Annotated in this window: 20 protein-coding genes; 10 read left to right on the top strand and 10 right to left on the bottom strand. The window is 34.1% G+C overall.

Features of this window, described 5'->3' with window-relative positions; translation table 11 throughout:
• Positions 1–24: 24 nt before the first annotated feature.
• Complete coding sequence (pepF, locus tag RCJ96_RS20730; RefSeq protein ID WP_416503976.1) at positions 25–1,842, bottom strand: oligoendopeptidase F; 1,818 nt, start codon at positions 1,840–1,842, stop codon at positions 25–27.
• Between the two features lie 134 nt (positions 1,843–1,976).
• A complete protein-coding gene (gene guaC / locus RCJ96_RS20725) occupies positions 1,977–2,960 on the bottom strand; it encodes a GMP reductase (RefSeq protein ID WP_000432434.1) in 984 nt (327 codons plus the stop codon).
• A gap of 476 nt (positions 2,961–3,436) precedes the next feature.
• Here guaC and RCJ96_RS20720 point away from each other — a divergent pair, with 476 nt between their 5' ends.
• Entirely contained in the window at positions 3,437–4,882 is a 1,446-nt protein-coding gene (locus RCJ96_RS20720; RefSeq protein WP_416503977.1) for a DEAD/DEAH box helicase, read from the top strand.
• Between the two features lie 39 nt (positions 4,883–4,921).
• Here the strand turns inward: RCJ96_RS20720 and RCJ96_RS20715 are convergent, their stop codons facing one another.
• Positions 4,922–5,482, bottom strand: a complete 561-nt coding sequence (locus RCJ96_RS20715) for a DUF1836 domain-containing protein (protein ID WP_000427879.1) — start codon at positions 5,480–5,482, stop codon at positions 4,922–4,924.
• A gap of 164 nt (positions 5,483–5,646) precedes the next feature.
• On the opposite strand from RCJ96_RS20715, the gene trhA reads away from it, so the two are divergent.
• Entirely contained in the window at positions 5,647–6,294 is a 648-nt protein-coding gene (gene trhA / locus RCJ96_RS20710) for a PAQR family membrane homeostasis protein TrhA (protein ID WP_074609429.1), read from the top strand.
• Between the two features lie 186 nt (positions 6,295–6,480).
• Positions 6,481–7,497: a UDP-glucose 4-epimerase GalE gene (galE, locus tag RCJ96_RS20705; protein WP_074608001.1), complete on the top strand. Its 1,017-nt coding sequence runs from the start codon at positions 6,481–6,483 to the stop codon at positions 7,495–7,497.
• 49 nt (positions 7,498–7,546) lie between these two features.
• On the opposite strand, the gene pelG is transcribed toward galE, so the two are convergent.
• From pelG to RCJ96_RS20680, 5 genes are read right to left on the bottom strand one after another with little or no spacing between them, the layout of a single operon-like run.
• Positions 7,547–9,001, bottom strand: coding sequence for an exopolysaccharide Pel transporter PelG (gene pelG, locus RCJ96_RS20700; RefSeq protein ID WP_074608003.1), 1,455 nt, complete (start codon positions 8,999–9,001; stop codon positions 7,547–7,549).
• Positions 8,989–10,410 carry a GT4 family glycosyltransferase PelF gene (pelF, locus tag RCJ96_RS20695; RefSeq protein ID WP_416503978.1) on the bottom strand — a complete coding sequence of 474 codons (1,422 nt, stop codon included), beginning with the start codon at positions 10,408–10,410 and terminating at the stop codon, positions 8,989–8,991. The genes pelG and pelF overlap by 13 nt, the downstream gene beginning before the upstream one ends.
• Before the next feature lie 3 nt (positions 10,411–10,413).
• Positions 10,414–12,246 (bottom strand): DUF2194 domain-containing protein, encoded by a 1,833-nt coding sequence (locus tag RCJ96_RS20690; protein ID WP_242304455.1) that lies wholly within the window; start codon positions 12,244–12,246, stop codon positions 10,414–10,416.
• Entirely contained in the window at positions 12,230–13,150 is a 921-nt protein-coding gene (locus RCJ96_RS20685; protein ID WP_270795403.1) for a tetratricopeptide repeat protein, read from the bottom strand. The genes RCJ96_RS20690 and RCJ96_RS20685 overlap by 17 nt, the downstream gene beginning before the upstream one ends.
• Entirely contained in the window at positions 13,150–14,373 is a 1,224-nt protein-coding gene (locus tag RCJ96_RS20680; RefSeq protein WP_061129134.1) for a nucleoside-diphosphate sugar epimerase, read from the bottom strand. Before RCJ96_RS20680 ends, RCJ96_RS20685 begins: the two co-directional genes overlap by 1 nt.
• Positions 14,374–14,663: 290 nt before the next feature.
• On the opposite strand from RCJ96_RS20680, the gene RCJ96_RS20675 reads away from it, so the two are divergent.
• From RCJ96_RS20675 to RCJ96_RS20665, 3 genes are all read left to right on the top strand, one after another.
• Positions 14,664–15,482, top strand: a complete 819-nt coding sequence (locus RCJ96_RS20675) for an endo alpha-1,4 polygalactosaminidase (protein WP_070807261.1) — start codon at positions 14,664–14,666, stop codon at positions 15,480–15,482.
• Between the two features lie 435 nt (positions 15,483–15,917).
• Positions 15,918–16,508: an AmiS/UreI family transporter gene (locus RCJ96_RS20670; RefSeq protein WP_000542569.1), complete on the top strand. Its 591-nt coding sequence runs from the start codon at positions 15,918–15,920 to the stop codon at positions 16,506–16,508.
• A gap of 105 nt (positions 16,509–16,613) precedes the next feature.
• On the top strand, positions 16,614–17,495 hold the full coding sequence (locus RCJ96_RS20665; protein ID WP_416503980.1) for an NAD-dependent epimerase/dehydratase family protein: 882 nt from the start codon (positions 16,614–16,616) through the stop codon (positions 17,493–17,495).
• 88 nt (positions 17,496–17,583) lie between these two features.
• On the opposite strand, the gene sodA is transcribed toward RCJ96_RS20665, so the two are convergent.
• A complete protein-coding gene (gene sodA, locus RCJ96_RS20660; RefSeq protein WP_000094044.1) occupies positions 17,584–18,210 on the bottom strand; it encodes a superoxide dismutase [Mn] in 627 nt (208 codons plus the stop codon).
• 215 nt (positions 18,211–18,425) lie between these two features.
• Here sodA and RCJ96_RS20655 point away from each other — a divergent pair, with 215 nt between their 5' ends.
• Together RCJ96_RS20655 and RCJ96_RS20650 are read left to right on the top strand one after the other, a co-directional pair.
• Complete coding sequence (locus RCJ96_RS20655; RefSeq protein WP_416503981.1) at positions 18,426–19,496, top strand: nitric oxide synthase oxygenase; 1,071 nt, start codon at positions 18,426–18,428, stop codon at positions 19,494–19,496.
• 362 nt (positions 19,497–19,858) lie between these two features.
• Complete coding sequence (locus tag RCJ96_RS20650; RefSeq protein WP_242304454.1) at positions 19,859–21,427, top strand: BCCT family transporter; 1,569 nt, start codon at positions 19,859–19,861, stop codon at positions 21,425–21,427.
• Positions 21,428–21,539: 112 nt separating this feature from the next.
• On the opposite strand, the gene RCJ96_RS20645 is transcribed toward RCJ96_RS20650, so the two are convergent.
• Entirely contained in the window at positions 21,540–22,838 is a 1,299-nt protein-coding gene (locus tag RCJ96_RS20645) for an MFS transporter (protein ID WP_416503982.1), read from the bottom strand.
• 328 nt (positions 22,839–23,166) lie between these two features.
• Between RCJ96_RS20645 and lytS the strand changes: the two genes are divergently transcribed.
• Both lytS and RCJ96_RS20635 read left to right on the top strand, forming a co-directional pair.
• The gene (lytS, locus tag RCJ96_RS20640) at positions 23,167–24,936 is read left to right on the top strand and encodes a two-component system sensor histidine kinase LytS (RefSeq protein ID WP_000933578.1); all 1,770 of its coding nucleotides are present in this window, start codon (positions 23,167–23,169) and stop codon (positions 24,934–24,936) included.
• Entirely contained in the window at positions 24,914–25,654 is a 741-nt protein-coding gene (locus RCJ96_RS20635) for a LytR/AlgR family response regulator transcription factor (protein WP_000921833.1), read from the top strand. Before lytS ends, RCJ96_RS20635 begins: the two co-directional genes overlap by 23 nt.
• The last annotated feature ends 43 nt before the right edge of the window (positions 25,655–25,697 follow it).

Here is a 25,697-nt window from a genome sequence, read left to right as displayed (position 1 = left end):
CCTCATAAAGCGAGGGCTTATTTTTTATTCTTGATAAGAGCGTTCTAATTCATCAATTAAGGAACCGACGTAAGAAACAGCTTTCCGGATTGCATCTGGTTTTGACATATCGACTCCAGCACGTTTCATTAATTCAAGTGGCTTCATCGTACCACCAGCACGAAGAACATCTAACCAGCGGTCAACGGCAGGTTGTCCTTCTTCTTTAATCATTTGAGCTACCGCAGTAGATGCAGTGAGGCCTGCTGAATACGTGTAAGAATATAAGCCCATATAATAATGAGGTTGACGCATCCAAGTTAAGCCAGCACCTTCATCAATTTCTACGGAATTTCCCCAGAATGTTGAAAGGACATTTGTTTTTATTTCAGTTAAAGTTGTAGCTGTAAGTGCTTCTCCTTCTTCTGCTAGCGTGTATACCCTTCTTTGATATTCTCCCTCAAGTAAATGGGTAACAAAGTTATGATAATATGTGCCGAGTAGTTGCAGAATAACCCATCTATGCATTCTCTTATCGTCAGTCGTCGCTAATAAATGCTGGGCTAATAGTAATTCATTCATTGTAGATGGCGCTTCAACAAAGTACATAGATGGACGTACATTCATAATACGCTGGTTTTTATTTGCTAAATAAAAATGACCAGCATGTCCAAATTCATGAGCCAATGTGAAGCAGCCACGCATCGTATTTTGCCATGTAATTAAAATGTATGGATGAGAACCATATGGGCTTGAACAAAATGCTCCTGTTGATTTCCCTACATTATCTGCAAGATCGACCCATCTTTCTTTGAACCCTTTTTTGATAATGGCACTATATTCATCGCCGAGTACTTGTAAAGAGTCTTGAATAAGTTTTCCAGCTTCCTCGTAAGTAATTGCTGGATTAAATTCGGGATCTAAAGGTGCATGTAAGTCGCAGAAAAGCATTTGATCGAGTCCTAATACTTTCTTTTTTAAATCTGCAAAACGGCGCATATGAGGTGCTAATTCTTTATAAATAATATCAAGTTGATTGTTATACATTTCAAGTGGAACTTTTTGAGGTTCTAAAAGCATATGAGTAACAGATTCAAATTTGCGTAAACGAGAGAGTGTTACTTGTTTTTTTACCTCGGTAGCATATGTTGTTGCCACGGTATTTTTATATCGCTTCAAGGCGGACACAAATGATGAGTATGCCTTTCTGCGTATGTCTACGCTTGGAGAAAATTCATATTTACTTTCAAATAATGAAAATGAGACAGGGAGTTCATTTCCTTGTTCGTCTTGTATGGAGTTAAAATCCATATCGGCTAATTTAGTCATACCGTAAATTTTGTATGGAGAACTATGTACTTCGCCAAGTGCAGCAAGTGCTTCTTCTGTTTCAGGAGAGAGCGTGTGCTGCCTTTTTTGTAATATGTCTAGTAATGATTTACGGAAAGGTTCAAGTTTTGTTTCTTCAGTTAAATATTTTTCAATTGTGCCTTCTTCTAATGAGAGAATTTCATTATGAATAAAGGATAGCGCCGTATGTACTTTCGTCCATAAAGCAGCAATTTTGGAAGAGTTCGCTTGAATAACTGGATTTGTACGATCAGTAGATTCTTTTAAATTTGCATAGGAGTATAGTTTTGTTAACTTCATTAAAAGCTCTTCTTCTAAAAGTAGGCAATGTAATAAGGTGGTAGGGCTATTGTGTAATTGTCCTTTAAACGCATCAAGTTTTTTTATATCATCTGTTAATACACGTAATGCAGTTTCCCACTCTTTATCAGATTCGTATAAATCAGAGAGGTCCCATGTTAATTCAATAGGAACTTCTGCGCGAATATGGCGTTTCTCAATTACATCTTTCATATATTATATCCCCCTTATTATAAGTATCTAAAAACATGATACTAGAAAATTCAGTAAAATGAAAATATTTTACATTTCTATATATAAAAAAGGACAAGCATAAAAATACTTGTCCTTCGAGTTAAGTTTAAAAATTAATATACTTTATCACCGTTGAAAATAGAGTTTTTTACGACTACATAATCTACAGTACGAATTGAGTCTAATTTTGTTCCACCAGCGTAAGAGATAGAAGATTGAAGATCTTGTTCCATTTCGATTAAAGTGTCTTCTAAAGAACCTTTATGCTCAACGAACATTTTCTTACCTTCAACGTTTTTCTTCTCACCTTTTTGGAATTCAGAAGCTGAACCGAAGTACTCTTTATAAAGTTTGCCGTCTTTTTCGATTGTTTCCCCTGGAGACTCTTCATGACCAGCGAATAGAGAACCGATCATAACCATAGTCGCCCCAAATCGAATAGATTTAGCTACGTCGCCATGTGTACGAATACCACCGTCAGCGATAATTGGTTTACTTGCAGCTTTTGCACACCAGCGAAGTGCAGCTAGCTGCCAACCACCAGTTCCAAAGCCTGTTTTAATTTTAGTAATACAAACTTTACCAGGTCCAATACCAACTTTTGTTGCGTCAGCACCAGCGTTTTCTAATTCTCTTACCGCTTCTGGAGTTCCAACGTTTCCAGCGATAACGAAGCTTTCTGGCAAATGCTTTTTAATATGTTGAATCATGTTGATTACAGCATTAGAATGTCCATGCGCGATATCAATCGTGATGTATTCAGGCGTAAGGTGCTCAGCAGCTAATTGTTGTACGAATTCATACTCGTCTTCTTTTACACCAACGCTAATAGAAGCGATTAATCCACGTGATTGCATATCTCTAATGAATGAGATTCGTTTCTCTGGTTGGAAACGATGCATGATATAGAAGTAATTATTTTCAGCTAAATACGTTGCAATTCTTTCATCAATAATCGTTTGCATATTTGCAGGTACGACAGGTAATTTAAATTTATGTTTTCCTAAAGTGACAGTTGTATCACATTCAGAGCGGCTATTTACAATACATTTTGCAGGAATTAATTGAATATCTTCATAGTCGAATACGTTTTCCATCATTTACACCCCTAAAATACGAATATTTTATTTTTATTAATCAAAAATGTTCGTCCATATGATAATTTACATTGTTTTCATTAAAAAGTCAAAGGATTTCTTAACGTTTTTTTTAAAAGTAGATTTTATATGTAAAAAACAACGTTAAAAACGAATTTAAAATGTTTTTTGTTTTATATTGTTCGTCTATAAAAAGGTTGAAAAATTAAGATAATTATATAAGGATGTATGTATTCTTTTTATTTTTTTTGAGTGGATGTAGGATTCTATGAAAAGGTTAATGCTAACAATACGAGCAAAAGATGTTATCAAGTAGTTGAACAATATATGAAATGATAAGGTTTATTTCTATGTAAAAAGATGAATCTGGCATAATCCATCTTTTTATGTGAGGTTTCAAGTATAATAAGTAGGGCGATAGTAACGTATACAAAAGATAAAAAAGAAAATAATACAGAATAAAATGAGGTTAATATATGAGTAAAAAAGGGTTTTTTGAGTATAAATTAAGTAAAGAAATTGTAAGGGCACTTACTGGGTTAGGGTATGATCATCCAACAGAAGTACAAGGTAAGGTTATTCCAGTCGCATTACAAAAGAAGGATCTTGTTGTGAAGTCCCAGACGGGAAGTGGAAAAACAGCTTCATTTGGTATTCCACTTTGTGAAATGGTGGAGTGGGCAGAGAATAAACCACAAGCATTAGTTTTAACACCAACGAGAGAGCTTGCGGTACAGGTGAAAGAAGATATTACAAATATAGGGCGATTCAAAAGAATTAAAGCCGCCGCAATTTATGGTAAGTCCCCATTTGCACGTCAAAAATTAGAGTTAAAGCAAAAGACGCATATTGTAGTAGGGACTCCAGGGCGTGTATTGGATCATATTGAAAAAGGGACCCTTTCTTTAGAGCGATTAAAATATTTAGTGATTGATGAAGCGGATGAAATGCTAAACATGGGCTTTATCGATCAAGTAGAGGCAATTATTGATGAATTACCTACAAATAGAATGACAATGCTATTTTCAGCAACTTTACCGGAAGATGTTGAAAGGTTATCACGTACATATATGAATGCACCAACTCATATTGAAATTAAAGCGGCTGGGATTACGACGGATAAAATTGAACATACTCTTTTTGAGGCGATAGAAGACGAGAAGCTTTCACTACTTAAAGATGTAACAACGATTGAGAATCCTGATAGCTGTATTATTTTCTGCCGTACACAAGAAAATGTAGATCATGTATATAGACAATTAAACCGAGCTAACTATCCTTGTGACAAAATACATGGTGGTATGGTACAAGAAGATCGTTTTGAAGTCATGGATGATTTTAGAAAAGGAAAATTTCGTTATTTAGTAGCAACAGACGTGGCTGCGAGGGGAATTGATATTGATAATATTACACATGTTATTAATTATGATATTCCACTTGAAAAAGAAAGCTATGTACATCGTACTGGAAGAACGGGACGAGCTGGAAATAGTGGAAAAGCTATTACATTTATAACACCATATGAAAATAGATTTTTAGAAGAGATTGAGGAGTATATTGGCTTTGAAATTCCAAAGGCAATTGGACCTTCAAAAGAAGAAGTTATGAAAGGGAAAGCTGCATTTGAAGAAAAGATACATGCTAAACCAATTATAAAGAAAGATAAAAATGCAGACATCAACAAAAGCATTATGAAGCTTTACTTTAATGGCGGGAAGAAAAAGAAAATTAGGGCGGTAGATTTCGTCGGTACAATCGCTAAAATTAAAGGTATTACAGCAGAAGATATAGGCATTATTACGATACAAGATAATGTTTCTTACGTTGAAATATTAAATGGAAAAGGACCACTTGTCTTGAAAGTTATGAAGACTACAACGATTAAAGGGAAACAACTAAAAGTTCATGAAGCAATTAAGTAAATAAAAACTATCCACTTTAATAGGTGGATAGTTTTTTATTTATGATTCTTTTAAATCATCCACTAGTTGCTCCGCTAAACGTCTATACATATTACTCATAGTCACGAAGGATGTTAGTAGTAGAAATTTTTCTAACTTTGTGTCTTCTAAGGAAGAAATCTCATTTACTTCTGTAACACGGTTATTTACGTCTTGTTTAAAGCTTTCGACATTGCTTTCAGTAAGAGCAAGATAATTTTTGTATAACGTATTTAATTCGAATGAATCATCATTTAATAAGGAGTCATTTATAGTTTCTAATGAACTTTTTATGTCGTTAATGGAAAGAGCACCTTTTAATTGATAAATTAGGCTAATTAAAATCATATGCTCTTTTGAATACTTTTTATTTTTGATAGGGATGAATAGTTTTCCTTTTGCGTAATTATTAATCATCGTTTTTGTTAATACTTTTTCATCATCAGTTCTCGTTGTATCTGCATAAGTATTCTCAAATAGTTGGACAACTTGATCTACATATAAGTCAACATTTGGAATATCCTCAAGTTTAATATTTTTTTCTAAATGCAATGTCTCAAGTAATTCATTTATATTTTCCACGTAGAATCCCTCACTTTTATAACTTAGTGGAACTTAATGTCTAATACATCTTTAAATATGGTATTACGAAACAAATGAATTGTAAATGTTGACCTTAAAAAGAAATGTGTATATAATTACATGTAGTTATTAAAACTACATGTAATTATATGAGGGGTGTTATTATGAATGCTTATGTAAGGGAACCAGTTAATGCATTTACTCACTTAGGTGGGGCGATATTATCATTTATTGCCTTATTAGCTATGCTTGTGAAAGTTTCTATCAAGATGCCATCATTTGCTGCAATTACAGCTGTTATTTTGTTTGGTATCGGAATGATGGTCCTTTATACGGCGTCAGCTGTATATCATAGTGTTGTGGCCAATGAACGTGTTATTTACTTCTTTAGGAAGCTAGATCATTCTATGATTTTTATATTAATTGCAGGTACATATGCACCCTTTTGCTTAATTACATTAAATTCAGCAAGTGGTTTGCTATTATTTTGTTTAGTCTATGCAACTGCGATTTGTGGCATTGTGTTTAAAATGTTTTGGTTTAATTGTCCAAGATGGTTATCGACAGCAATTTATATTACGATGGGTTGGTTAATTGTTTTATTCTTTGCACCGTTAGCTGAGAATTTAAGTACAGGAGGCATTGTTTTCTTAGTACTTGGGGGCATTTTTTATACAATTGGTGGATTTATTTATGGAACAAAGCCAAAATGGCTAGAGTTTAAATATATGGGACATCATGAAGTTTTTCACGTTTTTGTATTATTAGGTAGTCTTGCACATTTTCTAAGTGTATATTGTTACGTAATTTAATAAGAAAAACGCCACATAATAAAAATTATGTGGCGTTTTTCTTATTACTTGATTGGAATCGTATATGTTATAAAATTATTATGGGATAAAATGTAAGTTTCTGTGTTCGCATATTAAACATAGGATAAGAAATATGTGATATACTTTGAGAAGTTTATAATGAATGAAATATGGAGGACTATAATTATGGCAATACTTGTAACAGGTGGAGCAGGGTATATTGGTAGTCATACATGTGTAGAATTACTAAATAGCGGTTACGAAATTATAGTAGTTGATAATCTTTCGAATAGCTCGGTAGAATCTATAAATCGAGTGAAAGAAATAACAGGAAAACAATTTAAGTTTTATAAAGAAGATGTTTTAAATCAAGAAGCACTTGACGCAATTTTTGAAGAAAATGCAATCGAAGCAGTTATTCACTTTGCAGGATTTAAAGCTGTAGGGGAATCAGTAGTAATTCCATTAACATATTATCATAACAACATTACGAGCACTTTAGTGCTATGTGAAGTAATGCAGAAACATAATGTAAAGAAGATGATTTTTAGTTCATCCGCAACTGTATATGGTATCCCGGAAACGTCACCGATTACAGAGGAGTTTCCGTTAAGTGCAACAAATCCATATGGTCAAACGAAATTAATGATTGAGCAAATTATGCGTGATGTAGCATTTGCAGATAGAGAATGGAGTATCGCGTTACTTCGCTATTTCAACCCATTTGGTGCACATGAAAGTGGACGTATTGGAGAGGATCCAAATGGAATTCCAAATAACTTAATGCCATATGTCACACAAGTGGCAGTAGGTAAGCTAAAAGAATTAAGTGTATTTGGAAATGACTACCCAACGAAAGATGGAACAGGCATCCGTGACTACATACATGTTGTAGACTTAGCAAAAGGTCACGTAAAAGCGCTAGAGAAAGTACTGAATACAACAGGAGTAGATGCTTATAATTTGGGCACAGGTACAGGGTATAGTGTACTTGAGATGGTTGAAGCATTTGAAAGGGTTTCAGGAAAAAAAGTTCCTTATAAAATTACAGAGCGTCGTCCTGGCGATGTGGCAATATGTTTTGCAGATGCATCAAAGGCAAAACGTGAACTAGGATGGGAAGCAAAACGTGGATTAGAAGAAATGTGTGCAGATTCTTGGAGATGGCAATCAAATAATAAAAATGGCTATTTGGAAGTTTAATATGTAGATACAAAAATGACCTTTGCATGAGCAAAGGTCATTTTTGTATTTATTTCCCGTTAAGTTTATTAGCTAATTTGGTAAAAAAGGTCCGCTGTTTTATAGGAATATTTGACTGGCAAAATGTATAATAATCAATATCTTTAATGTAAGTAAAGAGCCTAGAAATAGCATATAGGAATGTAATAGAAGATCCAACTGCGAAACTAATGCCGTAACCATTGAATCCGAATGGAAGCAGGATAAGGCTTAATAACAAGTTTGCAAAAAAGAAAATAGCTGATGTTCGAAATGCCCCTTTACGATCCTCAAAGTATAGGAGTAGTAATGTAATAACGAGCACCATTCCATTTGCATAAGCACCAACTATAGTTAGTTGCAGAATAGAGTAATTAAGTGTTGTCATTCCAGATTGCGAACTAAACATCCATATTATAAAAATAATAAGTAAGGAAAAAATACCTTGATTACGAAGTATACGTTCCATTTCCTGCTTTAAGACAAAGTTCATGGAATCTTTCAATTGTAAAAGCGTATGTAATGTTCCGCCATTGTTTACCGAACCGAAGAACTTTTTATATCTTTCATAAAACCTGGTTTCAATGGATACTACAAAGAAAATATAGGTTGGGATAATACTTAAATACGCCCAGAAAACAGAAGTATCATAAATTTGATGATAAATAAATGTATTTTCAATATTTCCCCGACCGTCTCCAAACCAAATAACAAAATTACATACCCAAATACCCACATTGTAAAAGAGGCTTGACCAAAATAATTCTGGATATTTATCTAAATAAGACAGAAAGGTAAATTGTTCAGTAGCATCACTATTTGGAAACATTCGTACAATAACGATACTTAACCATACTAGTGTAATGAAAGTACCGAGTGTAAAAGAAATTAAAAGCAATAGGGCAGATCCATGTTCTAACCCAAGTGTAGGGTGCCAGTAAGCTACTAGGATAATTCCTAATAGGGAAAAAATGGATCCGATTAAAAATGCCAGTGCAATTGATTGATAATCTTTAGCTGCTGTTAAATAAATGGACTGAATCCAGATGATATTTAAAGCTAAAAATAAAAATAGCATCACGATTTTATAATATAAAGCTAACGGTGTGAAAAATGCAAACAAAAGCCATAACATAATAGCTAAAAAAAGTGTGATCTTCGTCATTCCTAAAAATGAAGAAAATACTTTATCAGCTTTTTGTTCGTATAAAAGGTCAGCTACATATCTAGTTACAATGAGCTGCAATGCTCCGTAAATAATTTGAGAAAAAATAAAGCAATATGAAATTGAAATAGTGAAAAGACGCTGTTCTTCAATTGAAATAGAATGAAATAAACTCAAAATGAATCGAATAGTTGTTACTGCTAAAATAACGACTAACCAAGGACCAGCTGTAACAAATAACGAAAATCCATAAGCTTTTACCCTTGAAGAATAGTAGTCTTCCTGAAATAATTTTTGTAATCGAAATCCTATACCTGCCATGTTTTCGCACCCCTTTCTAAATAAAGCTTACGATAACTATCAACAACACCTGATAATTGATAATATGCTTCAATACGATTACGCCCATTGTTTCCGAATTGTTGAATGGATTCAGGGTGGCGATAATACCATTCTAAGTGGGTGGCAACTTGTTCAGGAGATACAGGTGGTACAACAAAGCCACATTGGCCGTGAGGATCTTCATCTTGTCCATAAATTAACTCCTTACAAGAACCAACGTCTGTAACAACCCATGGTAATCCCGATGCCATTCCTTCTAACATAGCTAGTGGTTGCCCTTCAGATATGCTAGTTAATACGAGAATATCCGTTTGTTTTAAGTAATCTTTAATGTTTACTCTGCCAGTCATTATTACATGTTCTTTTAATCCAAGTTGCTGAATTAAATCACGACATTCTTGGGCATACTCTGGTTCTTCTGTATCAGGACCTAATAAGTAGAAGATAAACGGAATATCTTTTTCTAATAATAATTTAGCTGCATAAATCATTGTTTTTACGTCTTTAATTGGCACAACTCGTATAATAGCAGAAATAATGAGTTTATCTGAATTATGTTTTGGCTTACGTAGCCCCTTATAGTCAGATAAAGTAACACCATTTGGAACAATTTTTAGTTTATGGGCCGGAGCTCCTAGTTCTTTTTGATATGCACTATTCCGTCCGAATAACGTAATCACATCAGCAGCTTGTTCATATGCTTGGTGAGATAAATGATGGAAGAAAGAAACCCATCTTTTTTTGTATTCGATTGGTATCCAAGTTGATTGGAGTATTTCCTCTTCACGTTCCCGAGAATAAATACCATGCTCTGTTAGAATAAATGGTATGTCAGATTTGGCACTAATTGCAGCTCCAAGAAGCCCACCATAGCCTGTAGATACAGAATGGATAAGATCTAATTCAGGAAAGTCAATTTGTAAAATTTGAATGATTGGTGTGAACATAGATCTCCACATCCAAAAATAATTTAAGAAAGAACCACTACTTTCTTCATACAAATAGCTTTCTTTCACTATTTCATAAAATTCACGACTTTCGAAGAAGGAATGTAGTGTTCCTAGCTTTTGCTTGTTCCCTAATATTTGTAATGCTTCTGTGTCGTTAGCTTGGAATGTAAACCATTTTTGAAGTATTTGTACTTCATCAGTCGTTAAATTGGTTTTTATATGGTTTGAGTCACTTTCTGATTGTAAGGGAATCATAATGATATCTTTTACATTGTTAGGAATTTCATATTGATATTCCTCTTCTGTTTTTATTTGCGGTACGATCGCAAAAATGGTGAATTCATGTTCTTTAAATTGTTGGATAATCATTTGTACCCAACTTGCTACTCCGCCACTGACAAAAGGATAACTTCCTTCAACGACTAAACCTATTCTCATCTGCTATACCCCTTTAATTGGAATTGTAGCGTTAGCTTGTTTTAATATAACGCTATAAATTTGTGAATCTAGCTTTGTAACTGTGCCGTATGGGAATGAACCAGTTTTCAATTTTTTCCCTTCTTCCACACGTATAATCGTTGCAGTGTGGTTTGGTAATCCTTTATATGCAATGTGAACAGCATCATCTTCATAAGAAACAGCTAAATCACCGGTTTGATAAATTTTCATGGAAGCAGTTGCTTCACTTTGTGTCATACTTTTTATATAAGGATATCTTTCTCGTATTTCTTTAATTGTCGTTTTATAAGCTTTAAATAATTCTTCCCACGTTAAATTACCCGAACGTTTTTCATCAAGGATATCATCTGGATGGACGAAATGTGAGATAACCCCTAAATTTGCAGTAACATCAGCTAAAATAAATTGTTCTTCATCTGAAATAGCATAGCCACTCGTAATACGTGGGAAGTGATAAATATTTTTGTTGTGCTCGTCTGGTCCAAATTCTTGAATTAAACTGCCGTTACTTTTACTTCCCACATATAGAGAAGCAACTGTTTCCATAGTTGGGACCGCGTCGTTTAATGCACTTAATCCAGTCGTATTTATAATATTGGATGGTGGTACATAGGTTTTTAGTTTTTCGTTTGGAAAGAAGTTATACACGAGTTTTTGTAAAGCATCTAAGGATCTCTCCATGTCCTCCTTTGAATTCCATGGAACATATTCAAGTGCTTTATCTACTGGGTCTGGTGGTAATAATAAAGGTTGATGGTTATAGCCATGAATACCGATTTCTCCACCGTGACTTAATAATTCTCTCCCAAATAATAAATAGGTATTTCTATTTTTACCTGTAAAATTTTCAAAGGGTGGCGTTACTTTATTTTGATATGTCCCAATTGCAACCCCTGTATATTTAATATCAAGCTCTTCAGAGATATCCTTCATATTTTTCCACCAATGTTTTTTATAAAATTCTTCAACAGAAATTTTTTCTGTTGTTAAGTTTTTTAGTTCTCCACTTGGAATTGGAGATGGGAAGTCATCGATATACATAATCTCCGCTCCAAGTTGTACTGTAGCGAAAGTCGGGAAAATAGTACCCAGTGATTGAACGAACATACCTCTACCTAATTTATCGTTCAATGCTGTTGTATTCCAATATAAGACTTTTCCTTCACCGTAGTCATTGGTCCAAAGGATGGGAGTATCTTCTGCAGTAATCCAAGTATTAGTTGTATTCTCATCTAGCGTAATATTCATTGAGCTATGAGTGAACAATGGAGAAGAACTTGAGAGATCAGGATAACCAGGGAATAAAACTTCTTCAAAGGTTAATCCCTTCACATCTTTGAAGCCTTCTTTTTTTGTAATACCAAATAATGTGTTCCAGGAAGAATCTGAATCAAGTCGGTTTGCGACAATAATCCTTCCGCCCATTTGTACAAAATTTTGAATATCAGCTTGTGGAAGTTGCGCCATTATTTCACCTGTAATAATAATTCCTGTATAGGGAGAGGGAGTAAGTCCCTTAATTTCATTAGCTGTAATATTTTTATAGTGTAGGTGTGCGTAATCCATTGCCTTTTTCGTATTAAATTCGACTTGTTGCCCTAATGTATTATCCGTTTTTAAAACGTATAATTGCATTTTTTGTCCATTTTGGGCTACATCTTTTGCTTTGAGTGTTTTAACAGTAGCTGTTTCTTTAGTTTTAGGAACAGAAAACTTTTGATAGAAATTTTCTGTTCGATATATAAGGATAGATATAATTAAGAGAAATAAAATGATACTAACAATTCCGATATATATATTAATCCCCTTTTTCAATGTGTACGCCTCCAAACTGCCTTACAAATAATTGATATTTACGCGGTAGTATATGAACTCTTTTTGCAGCTGCTAGATTATTGATTAAGTTATAGAGCTCGTCCCATAACTTTTGCTCATAATATATTTCAAGTAACCCAACGTAACCGTAATATGATTCAGGATAGAAATGAATAAGATTTAAAAATTGTTCTTCAGACTTTGCATATTGTTTTGTATGTAGAAACAGATTTCCAAGGTGGAAAGGATAAAGAGGTTCGGTAGGGAATAGTTCTACACTTTGTGTAATAAAATTCATAAATTCGGCGATTATTTTTTCTTTTTGCTGATTAGAAAGAAGACCACTGTCTATATATCTTAAATAGTTAGAAACCAATTCTTTTGCAATTTCATTTTGTGGATTTTGTAGAAATTGCTTATTTAAGTATTCGATCTGTTTTTCGTACCGTTCATTTAGTAAATTAATAGTAGTTGCTGCGTAATGTACAGTTTCAGGATCTTTATGGTGAATGGCTTCTTTCAATAAGCCTCCTTCATTGGAAATAGGGGAGGAGCTTAACTGTACAATGAGTTGTTTATGTAATTCAGGCTTATCTAGTTCTAATCCAGAAGAAAATGAAATTAGGTCCATATCTTGTTTTGCCGATGCCAAAATATCTTCATAATGATCAACTTGAAAGGAAACATACTCAGAGTATTGCTGTAACCACTCGGTCTTGGAGCGTCTTATATTCAGTAATAACATGATTGCTGATATAATAAGTCCGACAAGCGGGAAAAGGAGAGAGATAATCAAGCAAAACTCAATAATTCCTTTCTTATCTTCAGTAATCAAACCTTTCGTAAATCGAAATAAAAGAAAAACCAAAATAGCATAAATAAAGTAAAGGAGGAGTAAAATCATTAGAATACCACTCCTTTAGAAGAAAGAGCGTTTTGTATACGAGTTTTGACTGGTAATAAAAATTTTTCTTCAGTGCCAGGTAATAGAATCATAACTTTTTGTTCGGTCGTGCTATAACCGAATATATCAATATCACGCAAATGATCTTTTAAAATAGAATTTATCATTTCTAAGGAATCTTGTGGAACAGTAAATTCAAAATAGGAATATGGATAAGATAATGTTTCGTAACGTTTCTTTTCTATTTTTAGTAAATGTTCAAATTCATCTTCATAATAAATGCTCGTTTTAGGGAATGTACGATCCTCTTGACTTGATAGCCAAAGATTAGAAGCGTTTTGTAAACGATCACCCATCCAGCGTAAATACCATGTGAAAAGTTCGAATTGCTCAGAAGTTACTTTTGAAAATTCAATTTCGTCTAATATAATGACATATTGTACATCATCTTGGAATAGGACGGGACCAACTAAAAGTGGAGCGTCTTGAAAATCCTCTTCTGTACGGAAAAAAGGTCGATTATGTGCTAGAGCATTTTTGATGACTAGCGAAGCATTTTTAACAAAAATGGATTGAGGTAAGGTATTTTTACCAGTTTCTGCTCTTAATTTAATACGAAGTGATTGTTTATTGTTATCGACGTGATAGATACCAATTTTTTTTGCTCCGAAATACATTTTTAATACATTTATCCCCTCATCGAGTACAATTTCAGGATGTGTATGATTTAAAGCTTTAAACATATGATACATTTTAGATAAGTGATTATTTGATTCAAGTACACGAGAACGTAGTGTAATACGTGTTTCATCCAATTGTTTTACAACATATTTTAATTCTTTATTTTCGGCTTTTAGCTCATTATTTATCATATGTACATCTTCATACCGTTCCTTTTGTGCAGTACTCATTAGTCCACAACATAAACTAATAACAAGTAAGAAAATCCAATTAATCCAGTAATCTAATGAATAAAAGTACAGTAATATATCATCTTCCTTATATATACCGCTTATAAAAATATAAATCATTGCTTCTAGAAAGGTGAAAAGGGCGATAGATATGCCATACCGGCTAGAAATAATTAATGTAATAAATAAGAGTAAGAAGTATTCATACGTTGGTGTTAGAAAATCAGTTAGTATTGAGAGAAAAAATAGAGCAATAAAGAGAATCGTAGGTTCAATCATTTTTTGTAATAAATTAGATTGTCTATAGTGCATAAAAAATCCCTTCTTTCGTTTGCGAATTTAATTTTGAGGAATAGTACGCTGAAATAAAATACATAATTTAAAAGAATTATTTTAAAATATATAAAGCCCAAATCATTTTATCAACAGAGATGTAGTAAATTCAAGTGAAATAAATTCTAATTTTTGTTAATGTATTGTATTTATTGGAATTTTTATTAAATATCGAGCTTGAAAAAATGTAAAATGTTATTGTATTACTATACTTGTATTAATATTTAAAATGATAAAAAATTACAGTTTTATAGGGGGGGAATATTATTATGGAGTGGAAACGTTCCATATGCTTTTTAGCTATATTTTCTTTTATTTTTTCTTCAAGTACATCCGCTCAAGCAAATGTCGTGGAACCAGTTTTAAAAAATGTACGAAGTTATAAAATTTATTATGGTGAAGCAAATGAGCAAGTAATTGAGGGACTTTCAAAGTATGACATGGTCATTATAGAGCCATATGCATTTTCGAAAGAGCAAGTTCAGCAATTAAAAAAATCAGGAACAGTAGTCCTTGGGTATGTTAGTGTTTTAGAATTAGAATCGTGGCATAAATCGCAAGTAGTTGAATCAGACTATTATTATCGAGACGGTAAGAAAATGAAGATTGAGCAGTGGGATACATATATTATGAATTTAGCTGATGAACATTACCGGCGGATTGTTGTAAATAAAGTGAAACAGCAAGTTATTGGAAAAGGAATAGACGGTGTGTTTTTAGATACCGCTGGTGATATTGACGACTATTTTTATGATCAGCCAGTTACACAAGGGAAATTTCGCGAAGCATATGTAAATTTATTAAAAGAAATAAAAGGTGTTGATTCTGATTTGCTTCTTATACAGAATTGGGGATTTGACACAATCAAAAATACATCCTTGAATTTTATACATGGTGTATTGTGGGAGGACTTCAATAAACAAGTTATTACGAAAGATGAATGGAGTCAAAATTGGATGCGCTATTTTAAACAACAAAGTAATAAGATTGTAACGTTTACCGTTACTCCAAATACCGTATCTAAAAAATATAGTTCTATAAATGGATTTATTCCTACAATTAATCCGAATGATATTTATGATAAATAGCAATTATTAGGGATGAGAAACTATCAATATTGAATATGAAAGTTTAGGTCAGTATACGATTATCTTATAAAGATGAATGTATTACTGACTAGCTCATTTTATAATACTCCATGTTAGAAATTAGTAGAATAAGATAGAAAAAGTGCATTATCCTATTAATTTTTATAGAAATAAAAAACGTAATATTTAAAATAACATCAATACTTGTGTCATGGTTAGAGTACGTTTATAATCAAGGAATCCTATTAATGTTCTGATAGGGTTATTTATGATTGAAAGCGTTTTAAATTTGGTGTTCTTCAAGGTAGGAAGTCTGACCTATTTGGATTAAAAATTATGTATGTAGTTTTAAATAGGAAGAAAAATAATAAAGAATCACTTTATATTGTGGGGAGGTTAAAAGTGTGAAAGGGAAAGACTTTCACACGAATACATATGGGTTACGTAGGATTATTACTTTCGGGTGCAGCTTTATTTTTAAATAGTCTTGTTATATTAGGAAAAGCAGAGATGAAAAGTGCAGGTGTTTTTAATTTATTTGTGGGTGCACTACAAATTATTATTCCGTTCTATTTAATCATGATTTCTGATCAAAGTAATTGGACGGTATATTCATATGCAGCTACTTTCTTATTCGGATTAACCTATTTATATGTAGGTGTTACTTTTATAAAAGGAATGGATAGTAGCGGTTTAGGTTGGTTCTGCATTTGGGTAGCAATTATTGCTTTATTCTATATGGTTGTTTCATTTGTTCAATTCCACGATGTTGTGAATGCGTTAACGTGGTTTATGTGGGCATTACTTTGGTATTTATTTTTTGTATTAAATACACAAAAAAAGAACATCAATCAATATCTTGGCAGGATTGCCTTCGTACAATCATGGGTAACATTGACGTTACCTTCACTCTTTTATTTTATGGGAGTATGGGGAGAAGGATTCGTATATGAATTATGGGTTTATGTATCTGTAATTTCTATTTTATACTTCTGTTATTGTATTTATAAATATCGAGTACGTTAATATATTTTTTGTAGAAAAGCATGGAATCGTTAAACGAATTCCATGCTTTTTATATGTTAGCATTTATAATAGAGAGGTAGTATTTTACAATTTTCTAAAATGGGGATGATGAAGTTGAAAAAAGTATTGGTGCTAGGGGGAACAAGATTTTTTGGTAAACATTTAGTAGAAGCACTTTTGCAAGAGGGGCACGATGTAACGATTGCGACGAGAGGAATTACGGAAGATTCTTTTGGAAGTGCAGTAAAAAGACTTATTGTAGATAGAGAAGATGAAAAACAACTAGCAGAGCGTCTAGAAGATAAAAGTTATGATATTGTATACGATAATTTATGCTATAGCTCGAATGCAGCGAAGATAATATGTGAAGTGTTACGAGGGAAAACGAAGAAATATGTTATGACATCTTCAATGGCTGTCTATGAACCTGCACTAAGCTTATCAGAAGAAGACTTTAATCCGTACGAGTATGCAATCGCGTATGGAGATAGGAATGACTTCAATTATGGTGAAGGAAAGAGATTAGCCGAAGCCGTTGTATTTCAACAAGCAACATTCCCAGTTGTTGCAGCTCGTTTTCCGGTTGTTATTGGAGAAAACGATTATACGAAAAGGTTACAATTTTACGTTGAACATATCGTGAGAGAAGAGCCTGTCGCAGTGAATCATCTAGATGGAAAGTTGTCGTTTATACATGAAGAAGAAGCAGGGGGATTTTTAGTTTGGTGCGGGATGAAAGACATAGAAGGGCCAATTAATGCTTGTAGCAACGGGGCAGTTTCTGCTCGGGACATTATTCATTACATAGAAGAAACTACGGGAATAAAAGCACTTGTTCAAGAAGCAGTAGACAATGTAGCGCCTTATAATGAAGTGACTAATTGTACATTACATAATGGAAAAGCTAATGAATTAGGATTCCCGTTCCGAGAGTTGAAAATAGAAATAGAAAAAGTATTACGTTATTACATACATGCAATGAAATAATCATAAATCCCCCGGTGGCAATCCGGGGGATTCTGGAGGATTTCGACAATACTAATTTTACATTACCAAACTTACCTTATACGCACGACTAATGTTTTTGTGATTGAATTGCTTGTAAATACTTTTCATTTACCCGGTCCCAGTTCACTGTATGCCACCAGTTGGTAACAAATTCTGGGCGACGATTTTGGTACTTTAAATAATAGGCATGTTCCCATACATCAATGACGAGTAATGGAATCTTACCTTCTTGTAAAGGTGTATCTTGATTAGGTGTACTCATTACAGTAAGTTCTTCACCATCAAGGACAAGCCAGCCATAACCACTTCCAAAACGGCTAATTGCTGCTTTAGACAGTTGATCTTTTAAGTTGTCAAAGGTATTGAAATAATAATCAATTACTTTTGCAACGTCTCCATTAGGCTCGCCGCCACCCCGTGGGCTCATTACTTCCCAAAAAAGACTATGACAATAATGTCCACCACCGTTATTTCTTACAGCTGTAACAATTTCCTTTGGTAAAGTGTCTAAATTACATAGTAACTCTTCTAAAGATTTATTATGTAATTCCGAATAGTTTTCTAATGCAGCATTCAAATTATTTACGTATGTCGCATGGTGCTTCCCGTGATGAATAGAAAGTGTATTGCTATCGATATATGGCTCTAGTTCATCATAGTCATATGAAAGCTTTGGCAATTGAAATGAAGACATGACATTCCCTCCTTTCCTTCTAAAAGTTGGTATAGGTAAAAATAATTTACCTGAGTCAAAAATACACCTATTTTTTATGCAAGTCAATAGTAATCTCTTTAATTTTCTGAAAAATATTACAATAAAAGTAACACTTCGACTTTCATTTGTGACTCTTATTCTTTTTGCTTATACTGTAAAGTAGAACGTTTTGTTGAAATAGAAGGAGATCGTTTATGAGTAAAACGAAACAATTAATAGAGGAAGCGAGTCATTTTATTACGATTTGCTATAAAGAGCTTAATAAAGAACAAGTCATAGAAGAACGCATGAAAGAAATTCGAGTTGAAATAGAGAAGACGGGGACGTATGAACATACATTTGAAGAACTTGTTCACGGATCGCGAATGGCATGGCGCAATAGTAATCGATGTATCGGAAGACTATTTTGGAGTAAGATGCACATATTAGATGCACGTGAAGTAAATGATGAGGAAGGTGTATATAATGCATTAATTCATCATATTCAATATGCAACGAACAACGGAAAAGTGAAACCGACCATTACAATTTTTAAGCAATATCAAGGTGAAGAAAATAATATACGAATTTATAATCACCAATTGATTCGGTATGCAGGATATAAAACAGAAATGGGAGTGATTGGTGACTCTCATTCCGCTGTGTTTACAGATTTTTGTCAAGAACTTGGCTGGCAAGGAGAAGGTACGAATTTCGATGTATTGCCACTTGTGTTTTCTATAGATGGAAAAGCGCCGATATATAAAGAAATTCCGAAAGAAGAAGTAAAAGAGGTGCCAATTGAACACCCAGAATACCCAATTTCGTCACTTGGAGCAAAATGGTACGGGGTTCCAATGATTTCAGATATGCGCTTAGAAATTGGCGGTATTTCCTATACAGCAGCTCCGTTTAATGGATGGTATATGGGAACAGAGATTGGGGCACGTAACTTAGCAGATTATGATCGTTATAATTTACTTCCGGCAGTTGCGGAAATGATGGATTTGGATACATCGAGAAATGGTACGTTATGGAAAGATAAGGCGTTAGTTGAATTAAACGTGGCTGTTTTATATTCCTTTAAAAAACAAGGAGTGAGTATTGTTGACCATCATACTGCGGCACAACAATTTCAGCAATTTGAGAAGCAAGAAGCTGCTTGTGGTCGTGTTGTAACGGGCAATTGGGTGTGGCTCATTCCGCCGTTATCTCCAGCTACCACCCATATTTATCATAAACCGTATCCGAATGAGATTTTGAAGCCGAATTTCTTTCATAAATAGTTTGTAGTATAGGGCATTTTCTGTAAAAATATAATTTTTTTAACTACTGTTACGTAGCAAATGGAAGCCTTTACCCTCGGTTATTTTTGGAAGGAGCTTTTTGAACCAAGGAGTTCCTTATGTTATAATCAAATTTCTGTTTCGACGACCTTATAGAAATATAAGGTCTTTTATTTTGCTTTTTTATGTAAGAGGAATAGAAATTTTCTTTTAAATAAGGGATTTAGCATATTTTTAGGGACAACATAAGTGTGTAGGAAATAGATAAATTATTATTCTTATATAATCATTGTGTTTTGGGTGTAAACAATAAAACATAATAAAGTTGTTTTTTTAGATTGCTGAGGAAGGAGGAAGTGTAAATGAGGATGAAGAGTCGAAAAACGGATTGGCCTGTATTTCTTATTAGTGGTGGCTCACTTTTATTATTTGTAATTGCGGTTTTTTTAAATAAAAGTTACGTAGAGGGAGCCATTAATAGTAGTTTTGCAGCTTCAATTAAATATTTTGGTGCCTTTTGGCAAGTTTTATTAATTGGTACATTTATTGTTGCAATGTGTATGGCGTTCTCGAAATATGGGAGAGTTAAACTTGGGGGATTAGAAAAACCTGAGATTAGTACAGCAAAATGGCTTGCTATTATTATGTCTACATTACTTGCCGGGGGTGGCGTTTTTTGGGCAGCAGCAGAGCCTATGTACCATTTGATGACGGTGCCACCAATACATGAAGGTATATCTGCTGGAACGAAAGAAGCGGTCATGCCTGCTTTAGCGCAAAGTTATATGCATTGGGGTTTCTTGGCTTGGACGATTTTAGGTACAATTAGTGCGGTAGTTATGATGTATGGGCATTATCATAAAGGTATGCCGTTAAAACCTCGAACGCTTTTATATCCTATTTTTGGTGAGAAATTGCGAAAGAGTTTGCTTGGAACAATGATTGATGCATTTGCCATTATTGCGGTAGCTGCAGGGACGATTGGACCAATCGGATTTTTAGGCTTACAAGCAAGTTATGGCCTACAAGCATTGTTTAATATTCCTGATGTTTTTACTACTCAATTAGCAATTATTATTTGTGTAGTTGCGGTTTCTACTATATCTGCAGTAACAGGAATTAATAAAGGGATTCAAATTATAAGCGATTTAAATGTTAAATTAGCGATTTTATTAATGGTATTTGTATTATTATGTGGACCAGGTGGATTTATTATTGATTCGTTTGTATCTTCGTTTGGATTTTATATAAATGAATTTATTCCAATGAGCACATACCGCGGTGATACAGGTTGGTTAGGATCGTGGACAATCTTTTTCTGGGGGTGGTTTATTGGATATGGACCGATGATGGCAATTTTAGTGAGCCGCATTTCAAGAGGAAGAACAATTCGAGAAATCATCGTTGCAATTGGAATTATTGCACCTATTATTACAACGTTTTGGTTTACTATACTAGGGGGATCAGGTGTGTTTTATGAGTTAATGAATCCTGGTTCTATATCGACCGCATTAAGTGCATCTGGTATGCCAGCTGCTATGATTGCAATTACAGAGCAACTGCCACTCTCTCATATTATTGGACCGGCATTTCTTTTATTAACAATTTTATTTGTAGTGACAACAGGAGATTCAATGGCTTATTCGATTTCGATGGCAGTGACTGGAGACGGAGATCCTAGAATTAGCTTACGAATTTTTTGGTCGCTTATTATGGGAGCAGTTGCGGCAATTCTTTTATACATGGGTGAGGGAAGTATTAATGCATTGCAATCATTCATCGTAGTAACAGCTGTCCCAGTATCCGTTCTGTTGTTCCCAATGCTATGGCTAGCGCCTAAAGTGGCAGGGGAACTAGCATTAAAACAAGGTATTGTAAAAGAAGAAGAGCAAACTTCTTTCTTGTTCCAAAAAGCTAGTAGATCAAAATAAATAATTGTATATTTTATATCAAAAGAGGAAGCATTTCATTAGAGATGCTTCCTCTTTGCTATTTATATAACTATCTTTCTTGAAGGAAGATCGTACACTGTGTAGTTTCAATCTATTCTAATACTTTATCCTTCGTCTCTGGGACAAATAATAGCATTGTAACTAAACCGATTGGATAGATAATGAAGATAAGAGATAATGCCCCCATTACATTACCACCTGCAGCAAGTAATCCGATAATAACAGGTCCAAAGCCAGCTAAACCACGTCCAGTACCGAAAATAAAGTTTTCTGCTGTAGAACGAGCTTCAGCGGGATAGTTTTCAGCTAAAATTGCTCCGAATCCTCCCATCATGCCATTTGCAAAGAACCCAAGCAATGCACTTCCCCATAGCAATAATGTTGAATCTGTGAATAAGAAGAAGTAAATGAGACAGTATATAGTACCACCAACATAATAGATTGTAAAAGTTTTACGGCGACCAATTTTATCGGCTAGAATACCAAAAGTTGCAATTCCAATGAGCATGCCAATCGTAGAGATGAACATCCAACCGCTCGCTTTTGCTAATGTGTAGTTATATTTATTCGCCAAAATAGTTGGCATCCATGTAAAGATTCCATAGTATCCGAAGTTCTGGATGAATGACATAATAATAAGACCAATTGTTGTTAGCGTTACTTTTTTATTTGCAAATAGCTTTCGAAGTGGGAACTTTTTCATTTGCTTTAATTGCTCTGCCTCAGTAGTTGTTAAATTACCTTCAGCTTCTTTTTGTAACAATTCTTTTTTGTATCGTTGTTTTTGTTCCCATATTTTCGGTTCACTTAAACTTTTTCGGACATAGACAGCTAGTAGTGCGGGAATGAGTCCAAATAAGAAAACGGCTCTCCATCCAAAGTGTGGAACGATAAATGCTGGTAGGAGTGAAGCGACTAGTACGCCGAATTGCCATCCAAGTGCCACAACGGATGTTGCCTTTGCGCGCATTTCTTTCGACCATGTTTCAGTTACGATGGCCATCCCAATTCCGAATTCACCACCAACTCCCATTCCTACTAAAAAGCGAAGAATTAATAATTGCCAATAATCTGTTGCGAAATAAATAAGTGCTGTCGCGAGTGAAAATAGTAAGATTGTGAAGGCCATCGTACGGATACGCCCAAATAAATCAGCAATAAATCCAAATAAATAAGACCCAATTAGCATTCCTATTGTAGTAGCTAAAGTTAAGTTCCCACCTTCAATAGGGCTTAAATGAAATTCTTTTAAAATGTAGACGAGCACGAAAGATAAGAGCAACATATCTAAGCCTTCTGCTGCATATCCTAGCGCAGACCCAAATAGTGTTTTATATCTTTTCTCTTTCGTCTCCTCTGTTGTTGATTGTACATCAGTAGTGACGTTCATCATTATTCCTCCTTATTTTCTTCTACAGTCGCTATGGAAGAATAACAAAAGGCCTTCTCACCTGATATGATGAGAAGGCCAAAAAAGCATACGTATTCCTAGAAAAGAACATACGTATATTGTATTCCGACTTCCTTCTCAACCTCACGGGGTTGGGTTAAAGGACTGTATTATATTAATTTATTTTTAGCACTCTTCTATTAGATTGTCAAATAAAGAGGGAATTGTTATGTGTAAAATATTGCAAAAGGTATTTCATTCTTCTTGACGCCCACTTCACTATTTTCCGATAATAAAACTAACTACTATAAAAAGGAATGAATCACAGATGCTAAATTTAGTACTTATGATGATTGAACGCGTCGGACTTATTGTTATTTTAGGATTTTTACTTTCGCATATTAAAACATTCAGGCGCCTTCTTCATAAGCAAGATGGTTATGTAGATAAGCTTAAGCTTATTTGTATTTTTTCGGTGTTTACAATTGTAAGCAATTACACTGGGATTGAAATAGCGGGTAATACGATTATGAATGAAAATTGGCTACAGGGTGTTTCTTCATCGAGCACAATCGCGAATACACGTATTATGGGTGTTGGAATTAGTGGATTGCTTGGCGGACCTATCGTTGGAATTGGAGTAGGATCGATTGCTGGTATTCACCGTTATATGCTTGGCGGGACGACTGCACTAAGTTGTGCAATCTCTTCAATTTTAGCGGGGGTTATAACAGGTTATATTGGATACATTTTCAAAAAGTATAATCGTACAATTACGCCTAAATTTTCAGCGGTTTTAAGTGTGTTTATCGTTTCTTTAGAAATGATTATGATCTTATTAATTGTAGAGGATGGAATGAGTATTGTGAAAACAATTGCGATACCAATGATCCTTGTAAATAGCTTTGGAAGTTTTATTTTACTTTCTATGATACAAGCTATTTTGCGCCAGGAAGAGAATGCAAAGGCACTTCAGACTCATAAGGTATTACGTATTGCAGATAAAACGTTACCGTATTTTCGCCAAGGCTTAACAGAAGAATCGTGTAAGCATGTGGCACAAATTATTCACCGCTTTACAGGAACTGATGCGGTATCCTTAACAGATACAGAGAAAATATTAGCTCATGTTGGATTAGCATCAGATCACCATATTCCTTCACATAGTTTAATAACTGGTTTGTCGAAAGAAGTGTTACACACAGGAAAAATAATGAAAGCAAAATCACGTGAGGTCATTAATTGTCAACATGAAGGATGCCCTTTGCAAGCGGCGATTGTTATTCCACTAACTTCACATGGAAATACGATAGGGACATTAAAACTGTATTTCAAAAATCCTAACCAGTTAAGTCGTGTGGAAGAGGAATTAGCAGAAGGGTTAGCAAAAATATTCTCTACACAACTTGAATTAGGGGAAGCTGAGTTGCAAAGTAAATTATTGCAAGATGCGGAAATAAAGGCATTACAAGCACAAATTAACCCACACTTTTTATTTAATGCGATTAATACAGTATCAGCTTTATGCCGAACAGATGTAGAAAAAGCAAGGAAGTTATTATTACAGCTTAGTGTGTATTTCCGTTGTAATTTACAAGGGGCACGTCAGTTATTGATTCCACTAGAACAAGAATTAAACCATGTACAGGCATACTTATCGCTAGAACAAGCAAGGTTTCCAAATAAGTATGAAGTAAAGGTGTATATTGAGGATGAGCTAAAGACAACTTTAGTACCACCATTTGTTCTTCAACTATTGGTTGAAAATGCGTTGCGACACGCTTTCCCGAAGAAGCAACCAGTATGCCAAGTGGAAGTGCATGTTTTTGAAAAAGAGGGTATGGTTCATTTTGAAGTAAAAGATAATGGGCAAGGAATTGAGGAAGAACGTTTAGAACAATTAGGAAAGATGGTAGTTTCGTCCAAGAAAGGGACTGGAACAGCTTTATATAATATTAATGAACGTCTTATTGGGCTATTTGGAAAAGAAACGATGCTTCATATCGAAAGTAAATTAAACGAGGGGACAGAGATTACTTTTGTTATTCCAAAAAAAGTAGGGGAGGAAGAGCAGATTGTTAAAAGTACTAGTAGTTGATGATGAAATGTTAGCACGCGATGAACTAAAGTATTTATTAGAAAGAACGAAGGAAGTTGAGATAATTGGTGAGGCTGATTGTGTAGAGGACGCATTAGAAGAGCTAATGAAAAACAAACCAGATATTGTTTTCCTAGATATTCAGTTATCTGATGATAACGGATTTGAAATCGCGAATATATTAAAGAAGATGAAAAATCCACCTGCCATTGTATTTGCGACTGCCTATGATCAATACGCGTTGCAAGCATTTGAAGTAGATGCGTTAGACTATATTTTAAAGCCATTTGATGAAGAACGTATTGTACAAACATTAAAGAAGTATAAAAAACAAAAGCAGTCACAAATAGAAACGAAGCAAGAAATAAAAGGGGCAGATGTAACGGCAGATATGCATAAATTAGCATTACCAATTGAAGAATCAATCGTACTTGTGAATATTGAAGATATTATATATGTAGGACTTGTGGATGGAAAAGTAACAGTAAAAACAATGAGGGACACATATATAACACACGATACACTTGTGATTTTGGAAAAGAAGTTGCCGCAAGCAAGTTTTATGCGTGTACATCGTAGCTTCATTGCAAATATTAATCATATTACTGAAATCCAGCCGTGGTTCAATTCTACTTATAATTTAATTATGAAAGAAGGATCAAAAGTACCTGTTAGTCGTACATATGCAAAAGAACTCAAGAAGCTGCTTCGTATTTAAGAAGCAGCTTTTGTATTTCATCCTTTTATATTTGTAACTGATT

Source organism: Bacillus sp. BSL6, assembly GCF_052928345.1.
This window is presented reverse-complemented; position numbering and strand designations above follow the sequence as displayed.